24 protein-coding genes are annotated in these 21,881 nt (G+C 68.9%); 16 read left to right on the top strand and 8 right to left on the bottom strand.

The genetic code is table 11. From position 1 onward, the window contains the following. Positions 1 to 21: 21 nt before the first annotated feature. The 3 genes from efeB to efeU are packed head-to-tail and all read right to left on the bottom strand — an operon-like array spanning position 22 to position 3,271. Positions 22 to 1,278, bottom strand: a complete 1,257-nt coding sequence (gene efeB / locus ACQPXB_RS43370; protein ID WP_366585619.1) for an iron uptake transporter deferrochelatase/peroxidase subunit — start codon at positions 1,276 to 1,278, stop codon at positions 22 to 24. After that, positions 1,275 to 2,420: an iron uptake system protein EfeO gene (efeO, locus tag ACQPXB_RS43365; protein WP_386953865.1), complete on the bottom strand. Its 1,146-nt coding sequence runs from the start codon at positions 2,418 to 2,420 to the stop codon at positions 1,275 to 1,277. Before efeO ends, efeB begins: the two co-directional genes overlap by 4 nt. Positions 2,421 to 2,422: 2 nt before the next feature. After that, positions 2,423 to 3,271, bottom strand: coding sequence for an iron uptake transporter permease EfeU (gene efeU, locus ACQPXB_RS43360; RefSeq protein WP_366585623.1), 849 nt, complete (start codon positions 3,269 to 3,271; stop codon positions 2,423 to 2,425). 409 nt (positions 3,272 to 3,680) lie between these two features. Here efeU and ACQPXB_RS43355 point away from each other — a divergent pair, with 409 nt between their 5' ends. After that, the gene (locus tag ACQPXB_RS43355) at positions 3,681 to 4,394 is read left to right on the top strand and encodes a murein transglycosylase (RefSeq protein WP_432857048.1); all 714 of its coding nucleotides are present in this window, start codon (positions 3,681 to 3,683) and stop codon (positions 4,392 to 4,394) included. A 740-nt stretch (positions 4,395 to 5,134) separates the two neighbouring features. Here the strand turns inward: ACQPXB_RS43355 and ACQPXB_RS43350 are convergent. Together ACQPXB_RS43350 and ACQPXB_RS43345 are read right to left on the bottom strand one after the other, a co-directional pair. Beyond that, positions 5,135 to 5,341, bottom strand: a complete 207-nt coding sequence (locus tag ACQPXB_RS43350) for a hypothetical protein (RefSeq protein ID WP_432847730.1) — start codon at positions 5,339 to 5,341, stop codon at positions 5,135 to 5,137. Positions 5,342 to 5,480: 139 nt separating this feature from the next. Further along, a complete protein-coding gene (locus tag ACQPXB_RS43345; protein ID WP_366585627.1) occupies positions 5,481 to 5,882 on the bottom strand; it encodes a tetratricopeptide repeat protein in 402 nt (133 codons plus the stop codon). A 72-nt stretch (positions 5,883 to 5,954) separates the two neighbouring features. Between ACQPXB_RS43345 and ACQPXB_RS43340 the strand changes: the two genes are divergently transcribed. The 5 genes from ACQPXB_RS43340 to ACQPXB_RS43320 all read left to right on the top strand — a co-directional run bounded on the left by ACQPXB_RS43340 (position 5,955) and on the right by ACQPXB_RS43320 (position 9,263). Next, positions 5,955 to 6,425 carry a VOC family protein gene (locus tag ACQPXB_RS43340; protein ID WP_366585629.1) on the top strand — a complete coding sequence of 157 codons (471 nt, stop codon included), beginning with the start codon at positions 5,955 to 5,957 and terminating at the stop codon, positions 6,423 to 6,425. A 99-nt stretch (positions 6,426 to 6,524) separates the two neighbouring features. Further along, positions 6,525 to 7,811 (top strand): phosphopyruvate hydratase, encoded by a 1,287-nt coding sequence (gene eno / locus ACQPXB_RS43335; protein WP_220244276.1) that lies wholly within the window; start codon positions 6,525 to 6,527, stop codon positions 7,809 to 7,811. Positions 7,812 to 8,052: 241 nt separating this feature from the next. After that, entirely contained in the window at positions 8,053 to 8,415 is a 363-nt protein-coding gene (locus tag ACQPXB_RS43330; protein WP_220244275.1) for an FtsB family cell division protein, read from the top strand. Positions 8,416 to 8,526: 111 nt separating this feature from the next. Then, the gene (locus tag ACQPXB_RS43325) at positions 8,527 to 9,018 is read left to right on the top strand and encodes a DUF2975 domain-containing protein (protein ID WP_432847727.1); all 492 of its coding nucleotides are present in this window, start codon (positions 8,527 to 8,529) and stop codon (positions 9,016 to 9,018) included. Next, positions 9,018 to 9,263 (top strand): helix-turn-helix domain-containing protein, encoded by a 246-nt coding sequence (locus ACQPXB_RS43320; RefSeq protein ID WP_366585633.1) that lies wholly within the window; start codon positions 9,018 to 9,020, stop codon positions 9,261 to 9,263. The genes ACQPXB_RS43325 and ACQPXB_RS43320 overlap by 1 nt, the downstream gene beginning before the upstream one ends. Here the strand turns inward: ACQPXB_RS43320 and ACQPXB_RS43315 are convergent. Further along, positions 9,260 to 9,490 (bottom strand): hypothetical protein, encoded by a 231-nt coding sequence (locus ACQPXB_RS43315; protein ID WP_366585635.1) that lies wholly within the window; start codon positions 9,488 to 9,490, stop codon positions 9,260 to 9,262. The genes ACQPXB_RS43320 and ACQPXB_RS43315 overlap by 4 nt on opposite strands. A gap of 302 nt (positions 9,491 to 9,792) precedes the next feature. Between ACQPXB_RS43315 and ACQPXB_RS43310 the strand changes: the two genes are divergently transcribed. Beyond that, positions 9,793 to 10,347 (top strand): DUF501 domain-containing protein, encoded by a 555-nt coding sequence (locus ACQPXB_RS43310; RefSeq protein ID WP_432857045.1) that lies wholly within the window; start codon positions 9,793 to 9,795, stop codon positions 10,345 to 10,347. Between the two features lie 99 nt (positions 10,348 to 10,446). On the opposite strand, the gene ACQPXB_RS43305 is transcribed toward ACQPXB_RS43310, so the two are convergent. Both ACQPXB_RS43305 and ACQPXB_RS43300 read right to left on the bottom strand, forming a co-directional pair. Next, positions 10,447 to 10,728: a hypothetical protein gene (locus ACQPXB_RS43305; RefSeq protein WP_432847725.1), complete on the bottom strand. Its 282-nt coding sequence runs from the start codon at positions 10,726 to 10,728 to the stop codon at positions 10,447 to 10,449. Positions 10,729 to 10,860: 132 nt separating this feature from the next. After that, on the bottom strand, positions 10,861 to 11,667 hold the full coding sequence (locus ACQPXB_RS43300; RefSeq protein WP_432847723.1) for a hypothetical protein: 807 nt from the start codon (positions 11,665 to 11,667) through the stop codon (positions 10,861 to 10,863). 111 nt (positions 11,668 to 11,778) lie between these two features. On the opposite strand from ACQPXB_RS43300, the gene ACQPXB_RS43295 reads away from it, so the two are divergent. The 9 genes from ACQPXB_RS43295 (at position 11,779) to ACQPXB_RS43255 (ending at position 21,879) form a co-directional block, all read left to right on the top strand. Then, positions 11,779 to 12,876, top strand: a complete 1,098-nt coding sequence (locus ACQPXB_RS43295) for a lytic transglycosylase domain-containing protein (RefSeq protein ID WP_432847721.1) — start codon at positions 11,779 to 11,781, stop codon at positions 12,874 to 12,876. Positions 12,877 to 12,900: 24 nt separating this feature from the next. Beyond that, on the top strand, positions 12,901 to 13,854 hold the full coding sequence (locus tag ACQPXB_RS43290; RefSeq protein ID WP_432847719.1) for an exopolyphosphatase: 954 nt from the start codon (positions 12,901 to 12,903) through the stop codon (positions 13,852 to 13,854). Between the two features lie 167 nt (positions 13,855 to 14,021). Next, positions 14,022 to 15,644 carry a peptide ABC transporter substrate-binding protein gene (locus ACQPXB_RS43285; protein ID WP_432847717.1) on the top strand — a complete coding sequence of 541 codons (1,623 nt, stop codon included), beginning with the start codon at positions 14,022 to 14,024 and terminating at the stop codon, positions 15,642 to 15,644. A gap of 95 nt (positions 15,645 to 15,739) precedes the next feature. Then, positions 15,740 to 16,666, top strand: coding sequence for an ABC transporter permease (locus tag ACQPXB_RS43280; RefSeq protein WP_432847716.1), 927 nt, complete (start codon positions 15,740 to 15,742; stop codon positions 16,664 to 16,666). Continuing rightward, the gene (locus ACQPXB_RS43275; protein ID WP_432847714.1) at positions 16,659 to 17,612 is read left to right on the top strand and encodes an ABC transporter permease; all 954 of its coding nucleotides are present in this window, start codon (positions 16,659 to 16,661) and stop codon (positions 17,610 to 17,612) included. Before ACQPXB_RS43280 ends, ACQPXB_RS43275 begins: the two co-directional genes overlap by 8 nt. Before the next feature lie 7 nt (positions 17,613 to 17,619). Beyond that, the gene (locus tag ACQPXB_RS43270) at positions 17,620 to 18,621 is read left to right on the top strand and encodes an ABC transporter ATP-binding protein (RefSeq protein WP_386953889.1); all 1,002 of its coding nucleotides are present in this window, start codon (positions 17,620 to 17,622) and stop codon (positions 18,619 to 18,621) included. Beyond that, a complete protein-coding gene (locus tag ACQPXB_RS43265) occupies positions 18,614 to 19,612 on the top strand; it encodes an ABC transporter ATP-binding protein (RefSeq protein ID WP_366585655.1) in 999 nt (332 codons plus the stop codon). Before ACQPXB_RS43270 ends, ACQPXB_RS43265 begins: the two co-directional genes overlap by 8 nt. An 89-nt stretch (positions 19,613 to 19,701) precedes the next feature. Further along, on the top strand, positions 19,702 to 21,411 hold the full coding sequence (locus ACQPXB_RS43260; RefSeq protein WP_432847712.1) for a S8 family serine peptidase: 1,710 nt from the start codon (positions 19,702 to 19,704) through the stop codon (positions 21,409 to 21,411). A gap of 93 nt (positions 21,412 to 21,504) precedes the next feature. After that, the gene (locus ACQPXB_RS43255; RefSeq protein ID WP_432847711.1) at positions 21,505 to 21,879 is read left to right on the top strand and encodes a hypothetical protein; all 375 of its coding nucleotides are present in this window, start codon (positions 21,505 to 21,507) and stop codon (positions 21,877 to 21,879) included. Positions 21,880 to 21,881 lie beyond the last annotated feature (2 nt).

Here is a 21,881-nt window from a genome sequence, read left to right as displayed (position 1 = left end):
CAAGTTCAACCCCACTTGAAGTCAAGCGAACAGGCCGTCGCCCCAGTTCGAGGTGGGGGTCAGGCCCGGCGGAACCGCGAAGTGCGCCGAACCGGTGTGCTGCACGTATTCCATCATCGCGTCCTTCGACGACAGCGCCTGCTGCATGGGCACGTACTGCTTGCGCGTATCGCGGTTGAAGGCCAGGAAGAACAGGCCGGCTTCGAGGTGGCCGACGCCGTCGGAACCGTCGACGAAGTTGTAGCCGCGCCGCAGGATCCGGGTCCCGTTCAGCGTCTGGTGCGAAGCCAGGCGGATGTGCGCGTCGTCGGCGATCAGGGGCACGCCGCCGGCGCCGCGGACGCCGAGGTCGACCTCGTCGAACTCCGCCGTCTGGCCCAGTGGCGCGCCGGAACCCTTGGTGCGGCCGATGATCTGCTCCTGGCCCTCCAGCGGTTCGCGGTCCCACGTCTCGATGTGCATCTGGATCCGACGGGCCACCAGGTACGAGCCGCCGGCCATCCAGGCCTGGCCGTCGCCGGCCGTGGCCCACACCTCGTCGCGCAGGAAGTCGGTGTCCTCGGACTTGATGTTGTTGGTGCCGTCCTTGAAGCCGAACAGGTTGCGGGGCGTGGCCTGCTCGCGCGAGGTCGACGCGCTGCGGCCGAAGCCGAGCTGCGACCAGCGCACCTCGGTGACGCCGAAGCCGAGCCGCGCGAGGTTGCGCACGGCGTGCACCGCGACCTGCGGGTCGTTGGCGCACGCCTGGATGCACAGGTCACCGCCGGTGCGCGCGGGGTCGAGCTTGTCCTTCGGGAACAGCGGCAGGTCGATCAGCTGCGCCGGCCGCTTCGACGCCAGGCCGAACCGGTTGTCGAACAGCGACGGACCGAAACCGATCGTCAACGTCAGCTCGGACGCGGGCAGGTCCAGCGCCTCACCGGTGTCGCCCGGCGGGGCTTCGGCCGCGCCGCCGACGGCGCCGTTTGGCACCACCTCCTGGCCCGCCGTCATCCGCCGCGCCGCCGACGTCCACGTGCGCAGCAGCTGCCGCAGCTCGCCGACGTCGGTGGTCGTCACGTCGAACGCCGCGAAGTGCAGGTTCTGCTGGGTCGGCGTGACGATGCCGGCCTGGTGCTCGCCGTGGAAGTCCACAGTGGTCACCGCGGCCTGCGCCGTGGAACCGCCCATTCTGTCGATGCCGACCCCGGCCGCCGCCCCCGCGCCGGCCAGGGCGACCCCCGCCCCCGCCAGGCCGAACAGCTTGCGGCGGGAGACGCGGGTGCCCTCTTCGCTCACTTCGACACAACCTCCGCGACCTTGCTCAGCGGCTCGCTCAGCGCGTCGACCGCCGAGGCGAACGCCTTGATCTCGTCCTGCGACAGCTGGTTGTAGTACTTGAACCCGTCACCCACGCGCGTCTTGTCCAGCAGCGCCTGCACGTTGGCGAACTGCTTGTCCAGAGTGGACACCAGCGCCGGGTCGCGCTCCTGCAGGATCGGGCGCAGCGAGGCGATCGCACCCTTCGAACCATCCACGTTGGACTGGAAGTCCCACAGGTCCGTGTGCGAGAACGTCTCTTCCTCGCCGGTGATCTTGCCGGTGGCGACCTCGTCGAGCAGGCCCTTGGCGCCGTTGGCGAGGTCGAGCGCGCTCAGCTGCAGCGTCTTGGTCTTGGCGACCAGGTCCTTGACGTCGGTGAGCAGCTTGTCGGCGATCTGCGGGCTGTCGGGCTGCAGGCCGGTGACCCACAGGTCCTTCTCGAGCCGGTGGAACCCGGTGAACTTCTGGCCCGACTCGAGGTCGGCCTCGCGCACGTCGATGGCCGGGTCGAGGTCGCCGAACTTCTCCGCGACGGGCTCGATGCGCTCGTAGTACACGCGCGTGGTGGCGTATTCGGCCTTCGCCTCGTCGACCTTGCCGGCCTTCACGGCGTCGACGAACTTCTGCGTCTCCGTCTCGAGCGCGGCGGTGTTGTTGGCGACGTAGGTGGCGTAGCTCTTGGTGGCTTCGGCCTTCTGCGAGTCGGTGTCGGTCTGCTTCTGCGCGCCGCCGGTGACGGTGAAGTCGCCGCGGATGCCGTTGCCGACCATGCCGGGCTTGCACGCCGTCTGGTACTTGCCGGCCTCGGGGACCTCGACGATGAGCCGGCGGTTGAGGCCGGGGGCGATGTTCTCGACCTCGCCCATGATCCGGTCGCCCTCGGCGTAGAGGTAGAACTCGGTGACCTTGGTGCCCTTGTTGGTGATCTCGAACGTCACGTTGCCCGCGTTGGCGGTGTTCGCGGCGACGGCGCAGGTGCTGTCGGAAGCCTCGACCTTGATCGGTCCCGCGGCGCCGGAGCCGCTCGTCGCGGAGTCGGTGCTGTCACACGCGGACAGGGCCACGAGGGCGCCGACCCCGGCGAGCACGGCCAGTGGGGTTCTGGGAGAAAGGGGCACGGTCACTCCTTGACAGCGGCCGCAGCGGCTTCAGCCGTGACGGTTTTCTTCTTGGTGGGCTTGAGGAAGAGCGGGAGCACGATCACCACGTAGGCGACCCACGCGATTGCCTGCAACACGGTGGTCTGCTGCGAGTAGTTGAAGACCCCCTTGAGCAGCGCGCCGTACCAAGAGGTTTCCGGCAGCGTGCTCGACGCGTCGAACGCGAGGGTGGTCAGGCCGGGGATGAAGCCGGCTTCCTGCAGGTCGTGCAGGCCGTAGCCGAGCACGCCGGCGGCGACGAACACCAGCAGCACACCGGTGACGGTGAAGAACTTCGCGAGGTTGAACCGCACGGCACCGCGATAGAGCAGGTACGCGATCACGATCGCGGCGGCGATGCCGACCACGAACCCGATGAGCGGCTGGATCGTGTCCGACTGCGCGGTCTGCACCGCGGAGTAGAAGAACACGGCCGTCTCGAGGCCTTCACGGCCGACGGCGAGGAATGACAGCAGCAGCACGGCGGCGGGGCCGACGTTGAGCGCGTCCTCCATCTTGCCGCGCAGCTCCGCGGCCATCTGCTTGGAGGCCTTGCGCATCCAGAAGATCATCGCCGTGACGAACGCGACCGCGACGATCGAGAGGCTGCCGCCCAGCAGCTCCTGGTGCTCGAAGCTCAGCTGCGCGGTGCTGTAGGTCAGGATCGCGCCGACGGCGACCGACAGCAGCACCGCCGCGCCCACACCCGGCCAGACGAACTTCAGCGCGTGGCGCCGGTCGGTCTTGACCAGGAACGCCACCAGGATGCTGACCACCAGGGCGGCCTCGAGCCCTTCGCGCAACCCGATGAGCGCGCTCGAAAACACCACTGCTCAGCCCTCCTCCGCATACCTGACCTGATGTTTTTAGGTAAGGCTTGCCTGTAAGTCCAGAGGAGCGTACGCCCGAGGCTCGGCGGGTGACCGGACAAATCGGACTACCCGGTCGGGTTAGGTTAGGGTAACCGCAGGTCAGCGACGTGGGCGGCGGATCCATAACGAATTGTGTGACGTGAGCTGCTGGGGCTGGGAGTTAACCGTCCGCTTGCCTTTGGTGGGGTGGGGCGGTCTCGGGGAGTGTTCGATCGGCCTCTGACTGTGTCCGGTCGGGCGTTTCGTGATCACCCGATATGGCGTCACGCGAAGGTGGGAGAAGTAACCTGTCCGGGTGGCCGATACCACTCAGACGACGTCTCCGCCCCGTCGCTACGTCAGCCGGATCGCGTTGTCTCTGGGGCTGGTGCTCACGGGGATCGTGCTGGTGGTGACGATCGGGGTGCGCGACCCGGCTCCTTCGGCCGCTCCGGCTGTGGCTCCGGCTACGTCGTCGTTCTCGGTGCCACCGCAGCGTCCCCAATCGGGTGGTTCGGCTCCGCGTGCCGGCTTGGCCGCCCCGCCCGACCGCCCGACCGAATCGGACCAGGCCGAACTCGATGCGTGGGCCACGCGCGTGGCGGGCAAGACGCAGCTGCCCGCCCGGGTCCTCGCCGCCTACGGCCGCGCGGAAATGTGGATGCGCCGCCAGAAACCGGCTTGCCACCTGTCCTGGGCGACCCTCGCGGGTGTCGGCCACCTGGCCACGCCTTCCCTCGCGGTGTCTTCCTCCGGGGACGTGACCCCCTCCGTCGTCGGCGCTGCCGCGGGCGCGGACACCGACTCCGGCGCCCTGGACGGCGACCGCAAAGCCGACCACGAACTCGGCCCCCTGCACTTCACCCCGGCCACGTGGAAGAAATACGCCGAACGCGCCAACGGCGACGGCAAACCCGCCAACCCCCAGAACATCGACGACGCCGCCTTCACGGCCGCCCGCTACCTCTGCTCCGGCGGCGACGACCTCGCCACCCCCTCGGGCTGGTGGCGCGCGATGCTGTTCTACAACGCCTCGGTGGACTACGTGCAGTCCGTCTTCTCCGCCGCCGACTCCTACGCAGCGGCGAGTGTTGCTCCTTGACCACCGGCCGGCAAGACAGGCCGCCATCGTCGCGGGTATCGGGATCGGGTGTCGCCGCCGCGGATTCAGGACTCGTTCAGCGTGGCGTGTGTCTTGTTGCTGAGTGGTGCCTGCCGGGACTGGGGAAGTGGGATCAGCTGATCAGGCGGCGAAACGCTGGTGGGCCGAGGCCGCCGCGCGGGATGGCGAGCCGGTTGTGGTGGCGGCGATGTCGGTCCGGTTCCTGAGCCGGGCGGAGCAAATCGTTCTCGCAGGTCGGGTTCGTCTGTCCGGGGGCGCCGTCGCGGGCGATCGCGTTGGAGCCGGGCCAGGCGGTGTTGACGGTCGCTCGCGAGCTGCGCCGCAACCAGCATCCGTGGTGAAGATCTCGACCTTGCCCGCGCAGCTGCAACGCTCGCGGGACTGGAATCAGGAATGCCGTCTACTTCTCTGATCCGCACGCGCCGCGGAAACGCGGCGAAATCAGTGGCACTGCTCCCCGGGGCACCGGCTTATCGGCCCACACCGCCCTCGACACCGCCGCCGACTCCTACGCGGCTGCGAGTGTTGCTCCTTGACCACCGGCCGGCAAGACAGGCCCCCGCCCTCCCGAGGGGGGCGTCCCCGAACCCAGTCTACCGAGGTCAGCGGCCTGGAAACCGGCTTCGCGGAATCTGTGGACAACCCCGCGCGCAGCGGACCGCGGTGTGGATAAGTCGCTCAGTTAGCCGGGCGGCGAGTCGGCCGTGTGCTAAGGCGCCTCAGGCGTGGGCGGTGATCCGCGTGCCCTTGAGGGCCTTGGCCGGACGCGGCGCGGCAGGCACGGCAGGCGAAGCAGAAGCGGCGGTGGCGCGCAAGCGGCGGCCCACCGGGAACCGGGCGTCCAACTCGACGATCACCGGCGACAGGGCCGCCAGCAGCAGGACGGCGAGGCCGGCGTAGACGGCGATGAAGGTGAAGACGTTCATCTCGAGCTCCTCGGGTCGTTCTCCGTGATGACTCAAGGTTCGCTCGCGAGGGGGGTCCGCCGGATCAGCCGACCGGCCGAGCGGCGACGCCGAAAGGTCACACCCGAAGAACCGCTGATCGACCGAAAGGCCGAGCCCGTCACCGGTCCTGCAGCGTGATCCGCGCCGTCACTTCCGCGATCGCCTCCAGGTACTCCGGCACGGGGTTCATCGCCGAGGCCATCCGCAGTTGTGCCAGCGCCTCGGCCAACCGGCCGAGGCGCTGGAGGGTCCGCCCGAGGACGAAGCGGGCGTAGTGATCCGTCGGATCCAGCTCGAGGACCCGCGTGAACGCGCGCTCCGCCCGGCGCAGCTGCGCGGAATGGAAGTAGGCGCGGCCCGCGAGGAGCTGGACACTGGGTTTGTCCGTCTCGTCGAGCAGGGGTTCGAGCGCCTTGAGCGCGTCGAGCGGGCGGTGGCGATCGACCAGATCCTCGGCCTGGCGGAAGGCACGGAAACGGTCTTCGCCGGTGGGCTCTGGTGCTGCTGCGGCGTCCGTCATGGTCACTCCGACGATACCGCTCCGGAGGGCCTCGCACGAGGCGGCGGACGGGTCGTGGTGGACTGTCCTGCCATGAGCAGCGGACAGGAACCCGGCTACCTGGGCCTGGCGCCCTACCTCTACTACACCGACGCGACGGCGGCGCTGGAGTGGCTGACCAGGGTCTTCGGCTTCCGGGAGGAAGTGCGGTTCGAGGACGCGTCCGGGGAGGTCTTCCAGGCGACGCTTTGCGCGGGTACCGGAACGGTCCAGCTCGCGGGCGTGGGTCCCGAATACTGGGCGGCCAAGGGCGTCGAGGGACCGGTCGGGCAGCTCAACATCATCTACGTGACCGACGTCGACGCGCAGTACGAGCGCGTGCGGTCCGCGCTGGGCGAGGACGCCGAGCCGGGGCCGCCGCAGGACCAGCCGTACGGCGCGCGCGTGTTCACGGTGGCCGACCCCGGGGGCAACAGCTGGACGTTCTGGCAGCAGACGTCGGAGACCGTCGAGCTGCCGTCCGGGTGGCGCGAAGTGCGCCCGGAGGGCTCGGAAGGACACTGACGGGCACTGAGCGGAATGGCCGTGCCTCCAACGGGTGAAAGCCGCGGACGGCTACTCTGGGCGGCGTCACCGCAGGCACGACCCACTGAGGAGCATGGCGTGGCTCTCATCGAGCAGGTAGGCGCGCGCGAGATTCTGGACTCGCGTGGCAACCCGACCGTCGAGGTGGAGGTGGCGCTCGACGACGGCACGCTGGCGCGGGCCGCTGTCCCGTCGGGTGCGTCCACCGGTGAGCACGAAGCAGTCGAGCTGCGTGACGGGGACACCGGCCGCTACAACGGCAAGGGCGTGGAGCGCGCGGTCGCCGCGGTGCTCGACGAGATCGGTCCGGACCTGGTGGGCGTCGACGCCGTGGACCAGCGGATCGTCGACCAGAAGCTCGTGGACCTCGACGGCACGCCCGCGAAGTCGCGCCTGGGCGCCAACGCGATCCTCGGCGTTTCGCTGGCCGTCGCGAAGGCCGCCGCCGAGTCGGCCGAGCTGGAGCTCTTCCGCTACCTGGGCGGGCCGAACGCGCACGTGCTGCCCGTGCCGATGCTCAACATCCTCAACGGTGGCGCCCACGCCGACACCGACGTGGACATCCAGGAGTTCATGATCGCGCCGATCGGCGCCGAGTCGTTCCGCGAGGCGCTGCGCTGGGGCACCGAGGTCTACCACGCGCTCAAGGGCGTGCTGAAGGGCCGCGGCCTGTCCACCGGCCTCGGCGACGAGGGCGGCTTCGCCCCGAGCCTTGGAAACAACCGCGAGGCGCTCGACCTGATCCTGCAGGCGATCGAGAAGGCCGGCTACGCGCCGGGCCGCGACGTCGCGCTCGCGCTCGACGTGGCCGCCACCGAGTTCTTCGCCGACGGGGCCTACACGTTCGAGGGCACCAAGCGCAGCGCCGAGCAGATGTCGGCCTACTACGCCGAACTGCTGCGCGACTACCCGCTCGTGTCCATCGAGGACCCGCTGAGCGAGGACGACTGGGACGGCTGGGTCCAGCTGACCGCCGAGGTCGGCGACAAGGTCCAGCTCGTGGGCGACGACCTGTTCGTCACCAACCCGGACCGTCTCGAGGAGGGCATCACCCGCCGCGCCGCCAACGCGCTGCTGGTGAAGGTCAACCAGATCGGCACCCTGTCGGAGACGCTGGACGCGGTGTCGCTGGCCACGTCGTACGGCTACAAGTCGATGATGAGCCACCGCTCCGGCGAGACCGAGGACACGTTCATCGCGGACCTCGCCGTCGCCACCGGCGTCGGCCAGATCAAGACGGGCGCCCCGGCGCGCGGCGAGCGGATCGCGAAGTACAACCAGCTCCTGCGCATCGAGGAGACGCTGGCGGACGCCGCGCGCTACGCCGGCGACCTCGCCTTCCCGCGGTTCACCGCGGAGGCCTGAGGGTTTCATGGCCGACCGGGGGAGGGCGCGCAGCCGTCGCGGCGCTACCGGCGCCGGGTCCTCGCGGACCCGGCGCGCCGAGGGAGGCGGGTCCACGCGGGCCCGTCGCCCCGCGTCGGCGCGGCGTCGCCCTGTTTCTTCGGGTGCTTCCGACGCTTCCGGCGCTTCGGAGACGACCAGGGCTCGGCTGCGCCGTGGCCTCGCGGCCAAACGCGCGTCCGGCGCGGCCAAGGTGCTCGGCATGTCGACCACCCGGCGCGCGGCCGTGGTGGCGATCGTCGTGTGTGCGCTGGCGTTCACCGTCGCCGTGCCGCTGCGGACGTACCTGAGCCAGCGTTCGGAAGTGCGTGACCAGGAGGCGCAGCAAGCCCAGCTGCAGAAGGAAGTCGACGTCCTGCGCGACCGCAAGGCCCAGCTCAGCGACCCGGCGCAGATCGAGGCGGAGGCCCGCCGGCGGCTGCGGTACGTGAAGCCGGGGGAGACGCCGTACATCGTGCAGCTGCCGGAGGACCAGCCGTCCGCACCGCCGCCCGCGGCCAACCCCGCGGCGGTTCCGCAGGGGTCTTGGTACGAGAAGCTGTGGGACTCCGTGTCGGGCGGGTGAGTTCTCGGTGTTTGAGCGGCGGGGTGCCTTCGGGTGCCCCGCCGTTTTCTTATTGCTTCACCTATCGAATTTCGATAGATTCCCATCGTAACTCGATGGGAGGATGGCCCTGTGGGAAAGCTGGCAGTGAACGCACTGCGCACGGTGCTCGCGGTGGTGCTCACCGGAACCGTGCTGATCCAGGTGCTGATGGTGTGGGTGCTGATCACCGGGAGCGATCCGGAGGACGGAACGCTGCCGTTGACCGCGCTGCGCCTCGTCACGATCGTCGGCCTGGTGACGGTGCAGATCGCCGTGGTCTGCGTGTGGCGGCTGGTGACGATGGTGCGCCGCGGCACGGTGTTCTCGCCCGCCGCCTTCCGCTACGTCGACATCGTCATCGGCGCGATCGTCGCGGCGGCCCTCGTGTGGTTCACGGTCACGGCCATCAACGCCCCCGGCCAGCGCGACGACCCCGGCGTCACCCTCATCATGGGCGGCATCGGCGTGGCCATCCTGGGCGTCGCGCTCATCGTGCTGGTGCTCCGCATGCTCCTGGCCCAGGCCGTCGCCCGCGACGTCGAGGCCACGCAGCTGCAGGCCGAGCTCGACGAGGTGATCTGATGCCCATCGCCGTCGACATCGACGTGATGCTGGCCCGGCGCAAGATGTCGGTCGGCGAGCTCGCGGAGCGCGTGGGGATCACGCCGGCGAACCTGGCGGTGCTGAAGAACGGCCGCGCCAAGGCCGTGCGCTTTGCGACGCTGGCGGCGCTTTGTGAGGTGCTGGAGTGTCAGCCGGGTGATCTGCTGCGGTGGGAGGCCGAGGTGGCTCAGGCGGGCGTGAAAACGCCTGGTGGCACGGGTTAGCGGCGTTGGCGTGCCCGGCCGGTCAAGTGGGCCACGGCGGCGCCGATGCCCAGAAGCAGGCCCAGGGCGACGAGGTAGGGGCCGAACGTCAGAGCGACGTCGGCGCCGATGTTCGCTCCGGTTCCGGAGTCGGCCTGGTAGCTGATGGATCCGACGGACAGCACCACTGCTCCGGCCGTGATCACGACGATTGAGCCCAGGCCAAGGCCCTTCGTCGTGCCTGTCATGGATTCTCCTCTGCCTGGGACCGGGGTTGCACGCCCGACATTCGAGGGCGTGCATGAGGCACAACGCCTCATGATCCTCCGCTGCGCCCGGCCTCGCTTGAGCACAAATCGCGCGCCGCCACCGGGACGGCAGGCCCCCAACCTCCAAAAGGGGGCGTCCCCGTTCCATTCTATCGGCGGGGGCCGGTGAAAACGGTGGTCGAGGCCGTGAGGGGCCGAGTTGTCCACAGGGGAGCCGAGTTGTGGATAAGTCGGGGGTTCGGGCGGAGGCGGCGGAGGGGCCGGGGGCCGGCGGCATTAACCTGGGGGACGTGAACAGCAGCAACAGCAGCACGGAAACCCCCCGCTTCGAGCCGGTCACCGATGCCGACCGGGAGATCATCAGGGAGCAGCTCGGGCGTCCGCCGCGAGCGTTGCGTGCCGTGGCGGCGCGGTGTCCGAGCGGGCACCCGTCGGTGGTGCAGACGAGCCCGCGGCTCGAGAACGGCACCCCGTTCCCCACGCTGTACTACTTGACGTGCCCGCGGCTGACGTCGCTCGTCGGCACGCTGGAGGCGTCCGGCGTGATGAAGGAGATGACCGCGCGGCTCGAGACCGACCCGGAGCTCGCCGCGGCGTACCTGCGCACCCACGAGACCTACCTCGCCGAGCGCGACGCCATCGAGTCCCTCGGCACGCAGGTCACCGCCGGCGGCATGCCGGGGCGCGTGAAGTGCCTCCACGTCCACCTCGCCCACACCCTCGCCGCCGGCCCCGGCGTCAACCCCTTCGGCGACGAGACCCTCGCCTGGCTTCACACCCAAGGCTGGCCGTCGGGCGAGTGCACCGCTGCCGAATCCGCCGCCGACGAGGGGTAACGCTCCCGTCTCGTGTGCAGATAGTCCGGACAGGCGGGCAGTTACTGCATCTGTGGGTTCCCGTACGGGTGAACCGCCGCCAAGCTGAGTACTGAATCTTCACACGACGTAGGCAACCATCGGGCTCACCACCGGGTGACCCCGAGGAGGGTTCGAACCATGCGGGCGCCACGCGGACTCGGGCACATCGCCCGCAAGCTCCGCACTGGACCCCACGCCGACGCCACCCGCGCCCCGGCTCCGGCCGAAGCCGAGGCGAACGATGTGGACGGTCGCGGCCACGACCTCGGTGTCGACGCCGCGGATCTCGGTGAGCCCGAATCGGACGTTGCCGAGGTCGAAGCAGCCGGAGAACCCGAAGCCCAAGCTGAAGTCGCTCACCCTGGAGTGGCTGAAGGCGCTGAAGAGACGGCAGCTGAATCATCCGAAGCTTCGCGAGTTCAGGACGGCGAAGGCGCTCGTCGCGAGTCGGCTGAAGGCACCGCTGCTCGAGACGAACCGCTCGACGAAGCTTCAGCCGCGGCCGCAGAGATTGGAGCCGCGCGCGCCGAAGCGAGCGAAGCCGACGCGGCCCAGGCTGAGACGGGCGAAGCTGAGCATGCGCAGGGCGAAGTCGCCGAAGCCGAAGAAGACGGCGGAGCAGTCCAGACCGGAGCGGACAAGATCGGCAACGCTAGCGCCGAAGTAGCCGGCGAAACTGAGCCCGCGGCATCTGACAACGAGCCGGGCGCACACGGCGGCGAGGCTCAGACTGAATCGGGCGAAGTCGGCGAAGTCGGTCCGGTCGGCGAAGCTCGTGCCGGGGTGGCCAGCGGAAACGATGTGGCTCCTGACGTTGAGCCCGAAGCGCAGGGTGGCGAGGCTCCGGCTGCGGCGGGCGGAGTCGCCGAAGGCGTCGAAGCCGCTGAAGTAGCTGGCGAAGCCGAGGTCGCGGCGGCTGGAGACGGGCCGCAAGCGCAGGCCGGTGGGGCTCGGCCTGAGGCGGGCGGAGTTGCAGAAGTGGGTGTGGTCGGCGAAGGTCGTGCCGAGGTGGTCGGCGAAACCGACCTGGCACGCGACGCCGGGACGGAAGCGCAGGGCCGTGAGGCACATGCCGAGGTGCGCGAAGTCGCCGAAGCGGGTGTGGTCGGCGGAACTGATGTGGCAGGCGACGCCGGGCCTGAAGCGCAGAGTCGCGAGGGCCGAGCCGAAGCGGGCGAAGGCGTCGAAGCCGCTGAAGAAGGTGAAGTCGGAGCTGCTGCCGAAGTAGGCGAAGCAGAAGCACGAGCAGTTGAGGCGGGCGAAGCAGAAGCAGCGGAGGCAGAAACCCCAGACAGACACCGCCGCTGGGCGAGGCCGAACCAAGCGCCGCGGGGGCCGAGAAGTCTCCGCGTCGCGACGAGGAAAGCTCGGTATCGCGGCCGGAAGGTCACCGCTGAGCATCGGAACGTCGTGTCCGTCGCCGTGGGGGTGTTGGCGGTCGTGCCGGCGATTGCGTTGACGGTGGCCGTCGGTGCGTGGACGGCCGGGTTGCCGACGACCCACACCAAAAACGTGGCGCTCGAACAGGGTTACGACCCCCAGAACCCCCAGGTGGAAAAGGTCGCGGTCGACGGGAGCTTGCCCGATTCGCCCGTTCCGCTGCCGTTGCCGGCGTACGAGTTGCCCAACGGGCCCCTTGGGATTCCGACCACGGCGTTGGCCGCGTATCACAACGCGGCCGACATCCTCGCCCACGAGCAGCCGAACTGTCACATCGACTGGGCGCTGGTGGCCAGCATCGGGCGGATCGAGTCCAACCACGCGCGGGGTGGCTACGTCGACGCGGCGGGTACGGCGCTCGAACCGATCCTCGGGCCGGAGCTCAACGGGACCGGGCCGTTCGCGGCGATTCCCGACACCGACGGGGGTGTGCTGGACCACGACACCGTCTGGGATCGCGCCGTCGGCCCGGCGCAGTTCATCCCCGCGACGTGGCGCGAGTACGCGTCCGACGGGAACGGCGACGGCGCGGCCGACCCGGAGAACCTGTTCGACGCCTCGCTGGCCACGGCGCGCTACCTCTGCTCCGGTGGGCTGGACGTCGCGAACCCGGACCAGCTGCGCACGGCGATCTACCGCTACAACAACTCCGACGTCTACGTGAACACCGTCATCCTCTGGGCCGAGGCCTACCGCAACGGCGTCGCGCCGTTGCCGGACAGCCAGATTCCCGTCGGGGCGCCCAATGCGGGTGTGAACCCGCCGCCGCCCGCCGTGCCGCCGCCTCCGGTGTCGGGTGCGCCGCCGAGTGGGCCGCCGCCGGTGTCGTTGCCGCCGAGTGGGAGCCCGAGCAGCAGCACCGCCACGTCGACAGAGACGACCACCAGCACCTCGCCGACCTGCGTCAGCAGCACCACAGCCGACAGCACGCCGGCGACCACACCCGAAAGCCCGAGCACGAGCCCGACGACCACCCCGAGCCTTCCGCCGTGTGGCCAGGAAAGCTCCGCTCCGCCGGACGGCAGCAGCGACTCACCGACCCCGACGAGCAACGCCCCGGAGTCCTGACCTCGACCCAGTAAAGTCGACGCCATGCCTCGTGTAGCCGCGATCGACTGTGGGACCAACTCCATCCGCCTGCTCGTCGCCGAGCTGACGCCGCGCCACGACGGCACGGTCGACTTGCGCGACCTGCACCGCGAGATGCGCATCGTGCGCCTCGGCCAAGGCGTCGACGCCACCGGCCGCCTCGCGCCGGAAGCGCTGGAGCGGACGCGGAAAGCCCTCGCCGACTACACGATCGCCGCGCGGCGCAAGGGCGTCGAAAAGGTTCGGATGGTCGCCACCTCCGCCACCCGGGACGCCAGCAACCGCGACGAGTTCTTCGCCATGACGCGCGAGACGCTCGGCGTCGAGGCCGAAGTGATCAGCGGCGACGAGGAAGCGCGTCTGTCCTTCACCGGTGCCGTCGGGGAGCAGGACCCGGACGACGGGCCCTTCGTGGTCGTCGACGTCGGCGGCGGCTCGACCGAACTGGTCCTCGGCACCTGGGACGGCCGGCGCGCCGAGGTGCTCGCGGCCAAGTCCGTCGACATCGGCTGCGTCCGCATTACCGAGCGTGACCTGAAGGGCGACCCGCCCACCCCGGAAGAGATCACCCGGGCGAAAACCACCGCCGAGACCATCCTCCAAGAGGCCTTCGACGTCGTCGACGTAGCCAAGGCCAAGACGTGGATCGGGGTCGCCGGCACGGTGACCACGTTGTCAGCGGTCGCCCAGGAGCTGCCCGAGTACGACTCCGAGCGCACCCACCTGTCGAAGCTCTCCCACGCCCAGATCGACAGCCTCGCGACGAGCCTGCTGGCGGCCGACCGGGCCACTCGCGCGGCCAACCCCGTGATCCATCCGGGCCGGGTGGACGTGATCGGCGGGGGTGCGGTGATTGTGCAGGTACTGGCCGAGCAGCTCGCGAAACGCGGTGGTCCGGACCAGCTGGTTGTCAGCGAACACGACATCCTCGACGGAATCGCGCTGTCTCTCGCCTGAGCGGAGCAGCGCGGGCACACTCGGTGATCAACACGACGTTGGTCGTACTCTGGCCGGGTGAGCGACAAGGTTGTCACTCATTTGCAACCGAGCGATCTGGTTACAAACCGCCAATAGCCCGATAACCTCCATCTCACTTTTCGCCGAACATGAGATGGAGGGGAAACATGCGGCGTTCACGCAGGCTCTGGGGAGCCGCCGCGGTGGTGACAACCTTGTCATTGGTCCTGGCCGCGTGCGGTGGTGGCTCCAGCAGTAGCGGGTCGTCCGGTGAGGTGGATCCCAACGGGACCTTCACCGTCTACGGCACCGAGCCGCAGAACACCCTGATCCCCACGAACACCAATGAGCTGGGTGGCTCGAAGGCCGTCGACGCGATGTTCGCCGAGCTGGTCGCGTTCAAGGGTGACAACGCACAGCCCTACAACCAGATGGCCGAGTCGATCACCACGACCGACTCCAAGGTCTTCGACATCAAGATCAAGCAGGGCTGGAAGTTCCACGACGGCACCGAGGTCAAGGCGAAGAACTTCGTCGACGCCTGGAACTACGGCGCCTACTCGCCCAACGGCCAGATCAACAGCACGTTCTTCGAGAACATCCAGGGCTACGACGACGTCCACCCGGCTGACGACAACGCCAAGCCGACCACGGACAAGATGTCCGGCCTGGTCGTGAAGGGCGACTACGAGTTCCAGGTGACGCTGAAGGCGCCGTTCTCGGTCTTCGCCACCAAGATCGGCTACACGGCCTTCGCGCCGCTGCCCGACGTGTTCTTCAAGGACCCCAAGGCCTTCGCTCAGCACCCGATCGGCAACGGTCCGATGAAGTTCGTCAGCCGCACGCCGAACGTCGACATCAAGCTGACGCGCAACGACGACTACAAGGGCCAGGACAAGGTCAAGTTCAAGGACCTGGACATCAAGATCTACGCGAGCCAGGAAACCGCGTACCAGGACCTGTTGAGCAACAAGCTCGACTTCATCGAGACGCTCCCACCCAGTGCCCTGGCCGGCAGCAAGTACAAGACCGACCTCAAGGACAACCTGGTCGTCGGTCACCTGCTCGGCATCAGCACCATCGCCGTGCCGTACTACGTGCCCGGCTACGACAACCTCGACCTGCGCAAGGCCATCTCGATGGCGATCGACCGCGCGCAGATCACCAAGACCGTCATGAACGACACCTACGTGCCGGCCGACGGCTACGTCTCGCAGGGCATCGAGGGCTACCGCCCGGCGGTGTGCGAGTTCTGCAAGTTCGACCCGACCGCGGCGAAGGCGGCGTTCGCGAAGTCCGGCTTCAAGGGCAAGCTCACCATCGCCTCCAACGCCGACGGTGGCCGCAAGGAGCCGCTGGTGGCCGCGTGCAACAGCATCAAGAACGTGCTCGGCGTCGAGTGCGACTTCGTGCCGGCGACGGACTTCGGCCAGTGGCGCAGCATCGTGACGGGCCACAAGCTGACCGGCATGGGCCGTTCGGACTGGTCGGCCGACTACCCGTCGATCGAGGACTTCCTGAACCCGATCTACCGCACGGGCGCCTCGTCCAACGACTCGGTCTACTCCAACCCGGCCGTCGACCAGCTCCTGGAGCAGGCCGACTCCACGCCGGACAAGGACGCCGCGATCAAGATCTACCAACAGGCCGAGGACGCCATCGCCAAGGACCTGCCGTCGATCCCGGTCTGGGACGAGAAGGGTGTGGCCGCGAAGTCCAAGCACACCAAGACCGTGACGCTCGACTTCCGCCGCCGCGCCGACTACTCGTCGGTCGAGGTCACCAAGTGACGCGCTGAAAAGACGTCCCACCACCCAGGCAGCCGCGGACCGTCCCACGAGGACGGTCCGCGGCGCGCCCGGCGCGCACTCCTAGGAACTGACGCATGATTCGCTACGTCCTGCGACGCCTGCTCCAGCTGATCCCGGTGTTCTTCGGAACGACCTTCCTGATCTACGTGCTGGTGTGGGCCGTCCCGGGTGATCCTTTCTCCGGCAAGTGCGGTCAGACGGCCTGCCCCCAGGCCTACGTCGACTTGATGACCGAGAAGTTCCACCTGAACGACAACCTGATCCTCCAGTACCTCAAGTACCTCGGCAGCCTGTTCACGGGCGACTGGGGCGAGACCTTCAACGGCACCTCCGTCGGCGAGCTGATCGCCACTTCCTACCCGATCACGCTGCGCCTGGCGCTCGTCGCGGTGCTCATCGAGGCCGTGATCGGCCTGACCGCCGGAATCCTGACCGGCCTGCGCGGCAAGGGTTTCCTCGACAACCTGGTGCTCGTCTCCACCACGTTCCTGATCTCGCTGCCGGTGTTCGTCACCGCGATCGTGCTGCAGCTGGTGCTGGGCACCGAGCTCGGCATCATCGACACGAGCGTGTCGGACGACCCGTCGTTCGGCGAGCTGATCGTGCCCGGCATCGCGCTGGGCAGCCTGTCGATGGCGTACGTCGCGCGGCTGACGAGAACGTCGATCGCGGAGAACCGCCACGCCGACTACATCCGCACGGCCATCGCGAAGGGCCAGCCCAACAGCCGCGTCGTCGGCGTGCACCTGCTGCGCAACTCGGTGATCCCGGTGCTGACGTTCCTCGGCACCGACCTGGGTGCGCTGATGGGCGGCGCGATCGTGACCGAGGGCGTGTTCAACATCAACGGCCTGGGCGGGCTCATCTTCCGCGGCATCCAGAACCGCGAGAGCGCCACCGTCGTGGGCGTCGTGGTGCTGCTCGTGCTCGTGTACCTGCTGATGAGCCTGATCGTGGACCTGCTCTACGCCGTTCTCGACCCGAGGATCCGCTATGACTGACCCCAACCTCGTCGGAGGCACGGCTGTCGACGCGGCAGAGCTGTCGCGCGTCGACGACTCCGCGACCGAGACGAACAAACCCCGCAGCCTGTGGGGCGACGCCTGGCGCCAGCTGCGCCGCAAGCCGGCGTTCGTGATCTCCGCGGTGATCATCGTGCTGGTGGTGCTGATCGCGATCGCGCCCGGCCTGTTCTCCCACCGCGAAGCCGGGTTCAGCGACCTGACGAAGGCCAACCAGGGCCCGTCGGCCGAGGCCTGGTTCGGGTACGACAACCAGGGTTATGACGTCTACGCCCGCACCATCTACGGCGCCCGCGCTTCGCTGCTGGTCGGCGTGTTCGCAACGATCCTGACGGTGGTGTTCGGCTCGCTGGTCGGCATCCTCGCCGGCTACTACGGCCGCCTGATCGACAGCCTGCTCTCGCGATTGGGCGACATCTTCGCCGGCCTGCCGTTCGTGCTCGGCGCGATCGTCATCCTCACGACGTTCAACGCGCCCGGCTCCAACCCCGGCGCGGTGACGATCATCGTGCAGGTGGTCTGTTCCATCGCGGTGCTGACCTGGCCGGTCGCCATGCGCATCATGCGTTCGGCGACGCTGGTCGCGAAGCAGCTCGACTACGTGAAGGCCGCCCGCGCACTGGGCGCCAGCACGCCGCGGATCGTGTTCCGGCACCTGCTGCCCAACACGCTCGCGCCGGTGCTGGTCTACGCCACCATCGCGCTCGGCGCGGCCATCGGTGCCGAGGCGACGCTCGCGTACCTCGGCATCGGCGTGCGGCCGCCGGTGATCTCGTGGGGCGTGATGATCAGCGACTCGCGCGACTACTTCCGGGCCGACCCGCACATGCTCTTGTTCCCCGGTGCGTTCGTCACCATCACCGTGCTCGCGTTCGTGATGCTCGGTGACGGGATCCGCGACGCGCTCGACCCGAAGTCGAGGTAACCCGCCGATGTCCGAACCAACGAACGAGCTGCTGCTCGAGGTCGAAGACCTCCAGGTGGAGTTCCGCACGGCCGACGGCGTCGCCAACGTGCTCAACGGCGTGAGCTACTCCGTGCACGCCGGCGAAACCCTTGCCGTGCTGGGTGAATCCGGCTCCGGCAAGAGCGTGACCGCGCAGACCATCATGGGCATCCTCGACATGCCGCCGGGGGTGATCACCGGAGGTTCGATCCGCTACCGCGGCGAGGACCTGCTCACGGCCACGCCCGAGCGGCGGCGCGAGCTGCGCGGCACCGAGATCGCGATGATCTTCCAGGACGCGCTCTCGGCCCTGAACCCCGTGTTCACCGTCGGGTTCCAGATCGAGGAGCAGCTGCGCGTGCGCCAGGGGATGTCCAAACAGGACGCCCGCAAGCGCGCGATCGAGCTGCTGGACCTGGTGCGCATCCCGGCCGCCGCGCGGCGGGTGAAGGACTACCCGCACCAGTTCTCGGGCGGCATGCGCCAGCGCGCGATGATCGCGATGTCGCTGGCGCTCGACCCCGTGCTGCTGATCGCGGACGAGCCGACCACGGCACTCGACGTGACCGTGCAGGCCCAGATCATGGACCTGCTCGGCGAGATCCAGCGTGAACGGCAGATGGGGCTCGTCCTCATCACCCACGACTTGGGTGTGGTCGCGGAGGTCGCCGACCGGATCGCCGTGATGTACGCGGGCCGGATCGTGGAGCAGGCCGACGTGCACGAGCTGTTCAAGTCGCCGGGCCACCCGTACACGGGAGCGCTGATGGACTCGCTGCCGCGGCTGGACCTCAAGGGGCAGACGCTGGAGACCATCAAGGGCCTGCCGCCGAGCCTGCTCGACATCCCTTCGGGTTGTCCGTTCCACCCGCGGTGCAAGCGGGCGGAGCAACGCTGTTCGGAGGAACGGCCGTCGTTGCACAGCCTCGGTTTCGGCCGGGTCAGTGCGTGTCACTTCGCCGAAGAGGTGGTGGGAAGCCGTGGCTGAGCCGATTCTCAGGGTGCAGGAGCTGGTGAAGCACTTCCCGGTGCGCCAGGGCGTGCTGTTCAAGCGCACCATCGGGCACGTCAAGGCCGTCGACGGTGTCTCGTTCGACCTGGCGCCGGGCGAGACGCTCGGCGTGGTGGGCGAGTCGGGCTGCGGCAAGTCGACGCTGGCGCAGGTGCTGATGCGCCTGGAGGAGCCGACCGCGGGCGGGGCGACGTTCGAGGGCCGCGACATCTTCAAGCTGCGCGGCGGCGAGCTGCGCCGGCTGCGGCGCGAGATCCAGATCGTGCTGCAGGACCCGTACACGTCGCTGAACCCGCGGATGACCGTCGGCGACATCGTCGGCGAGCCGTTCGAGATCCACACCGAGGTGGCGCCGAAGGGTTCGCGCGCGCAGAAGGTGCGTGAGCTGCTGGAGGTGGTGGGGCTCAACCCCGAGCACCTCAACCGCTACCCGCACCAGTTCTCGGGCGGGCAGCGCCAGCGCATCGGCATCGCGCGGGCTCTCGCGCTGCGGCCGAAGGTGATCATCTGCGACGAGCCGGTGTCCGCTTTGGACGTCTCCATCCAGGCACAGGTGATGAACCTGCTCGGCGACCTGCAGACGGAGTTCGGGCTGTCGTACGTGTTCATCGCGCACGACCTGTCCGTGGTGCGCCACCTCGCGACGCGGGTGGCCGTGATGTACCTGGGCAAGATCGTGGAGATCGGCACCGAGGACGAGATCTACGAGCGGCCCTCGCACCCGTACACCCAGGCGCTGCTCTCGGCCGTGCCCGTGGCCGACCCGGAGGTGCGCGGGCAGCGGCAGATCATCCGGCTCGAAGGTGACCCGCCGAGCCCGCTCGACCCGCCGTCCGGCTGCCGGTTCCGCACGCGGTGCTGGAAGGCGCAGGACATCTGCGCCACCGAGGACCCCGAGCTGTCGCCGCGCACCGACGGTCACCTCTCGGCGTGCCACTTCGCGGAAGCCCGGTCCGTGGTGCCCTGACTTTAGTCGGGTTCCTCCGCTTGGCGATTGCTGCAACGTGTGTCCGGTATGTACGTTGCATTGTCGGTTTTCGCGTTGGAGGAGGACCCGTGAAGAGACCCAGACTGCTTCTCGCCGTGTTGGCGTTACCCCTGCTCGGTGCGACTGCTTTCGTGCCGGTCGCGTCGGCGGGGGTGTCCGGCCCGGTCACGGAGTTCACGGTGCTTGCGCGTTCGGACGTCGGCGCCGCCGTGGCCGCGGTCGAGGCCGCCGGCGGGACGGTGGTGGCCCGCAACGACGCCGTCGGCCTGATCACGGCGTCGGCGTCGGCTTCGGGCTTCGTGGCGCGGGTGTCGTCCAGCAGCGCGGTGTTCGGCGCGGCCCGGTCGAAGGCGATCGGGTCGGCGCCGCGCGACGGCAAGAAGGCGGAGCACGACGCGGTCGAGAAGGAGGGCCGGGCTTCGGGTTCTTCGGGTTCTTCGGGTGCCAAGCGCGGCGCTTCCGGTACAGACCCGCTGGACGACCAGCTCTGGGGCCTGAAGTCCACCCGGTCGGACCTCGCGCGCACCAAGCAGCCCGGCGACAAGCGCGTGAAGGTCGGCATCATCGACACCGGCGTCGACGCGAGTCACCCGGACATCGCGCCGAACTTCGACCGCGCCGACTCGCGGAACTTCACGCCCGACATCGTCGCGGACGTCAACGGCGCCGTGGTGGACGGCCCGTGCGAGTACCGCGGCTGCGTCGACCCCGTGGACCACGACGACAACGGCCACGGCACCCACGTCGCCGGCACGATCGGCGCGGCGGTGAACGGCTTCGGCGTCTCGGGCGTCGCCCCGGGCGTCTCGCTGGTGAACATCCGCGCCGGCCAGGACTCGGGCTTCTTCTTCCTGCAGCCGACCGTCGACGCGCTGACCTACGCCGGCGACGCGGGCATCGACGTGGTCAACATGAGCTTCTACACCGACCCGTGGCTCTACAACTGCCGCGCCAACCCGGCCGACTCCGCCGAGGAACAGGCCGAGCAGCGCACCGTCATCGAGGCCACCACGCGCGCGCTGAACTACGCGCACCGCAAGGGCGTTTCGATGGTCGTCGCGCTGGGCAACGAGCACACGGACCTCGGCGCGCCCCTGCCGGACGCCACGAGCCCGGACTACCCGAGCACGGCGGCGCACCCGCGGCAGATCGACAACGCCTCCTGCCTGTCGATGCCCACGGAAGGCCCGCACACGATCGGTGTCGCCGCTTTCGGTCCGTCGCAGGCGAAGGCGGACTACTCCAATTACGGGACCGAGCAGATCTCGGTTTCCGCGCCGGGCGGGTACTACCGGGACGGCTTCGGGACGCCTTGGTTCCAGAAGGTGGAGAACGAGATCCTGTCAGCCTATCCGCGCAACGTGGCCGTGGCCGAGGGGAACGTCGACGCGGCCGGGAACGTGACTCCGGCCGGGGTTGCCGCGGGCGTGCAGAAGGCCGTCGCCCGTGACGGCCGGGTCGGGTACTACCAGTGGCTGCAGGGGACTTCGATGGCCACGCCGCACGCCACGGGCGTGGCGGCGCTGATCGTTTCGGAGTACGGGAAGAAGTCGGGTTCCGGTTTCGGAATGGACCCGGACGCCGTCCAGCGCGTGTTGGAGGGAACGGCTTCGCCGATCGCCTGCCCGGTGCCACGGACGGTGGACTACCTGGACGAGGGCCGGGACGAGTCGTTCACGGCTACTTGCAACGGGAATGCTGCGTTCAACGGGTTTTACGGTCATGGCGCCGTGGACGCTTACGCGGCTGTGACGCGCGGGGCGAAGTACGTGAAGTAGTCGGTCTCGGTGGGTTGACGGCCCCGTGTCGAGGTTTTCTGCCTTGGCGCGGGGCCGTTCTGTTTGCCGGGATATTGCGGTGAGAATGGGCCGGTGAAAGTCGAGATCGTCCGAGTCGTGGACGCGGCGCGAGGCTTGGTGCGGTTCAGGTCGGCGGCCGGTAGTGCTTCGGGTTTCTGGAAAGGACCAAGGCCGGGGGTGCTCGGGGAAGTGCACGTCGAGCTTGACTTGCCGGCTGAGGTATCGGAGTGGGAAGTCGTTCCCGGGCTCGGGTTCGCGCTCGAGGGCGGTCTTCGCGAGGATGCCCAGGCATCGCTGACCGGAGAGGTGCTGGCTGTCGATGACGTCGTCACCCTGCGGGTCGGCGGCGACGTGGTGCTGGTGGAGTTTTCCGGGCGGGTGCCTCGGGGCTGGCAGAGGGTTCGGGTTGCGGCCGCGGAGGTGCACCTCTACCCGTACCGCCTCTGAAC

Origin of the sequence: Amycolatopsis sp. CA-161197 (assembly GCF_050942255.1) — a bacterium.
GTDB lineage: Bacteria > Actinomycetota > Actinomycetes > Mycobacteriales > Pseudonocardiaceae > Amycolatopsis.
Note: the sequence above shows the minus strand (reverse complement) of the source record. Positions and strands in the feature narration are given on the sequence as shown.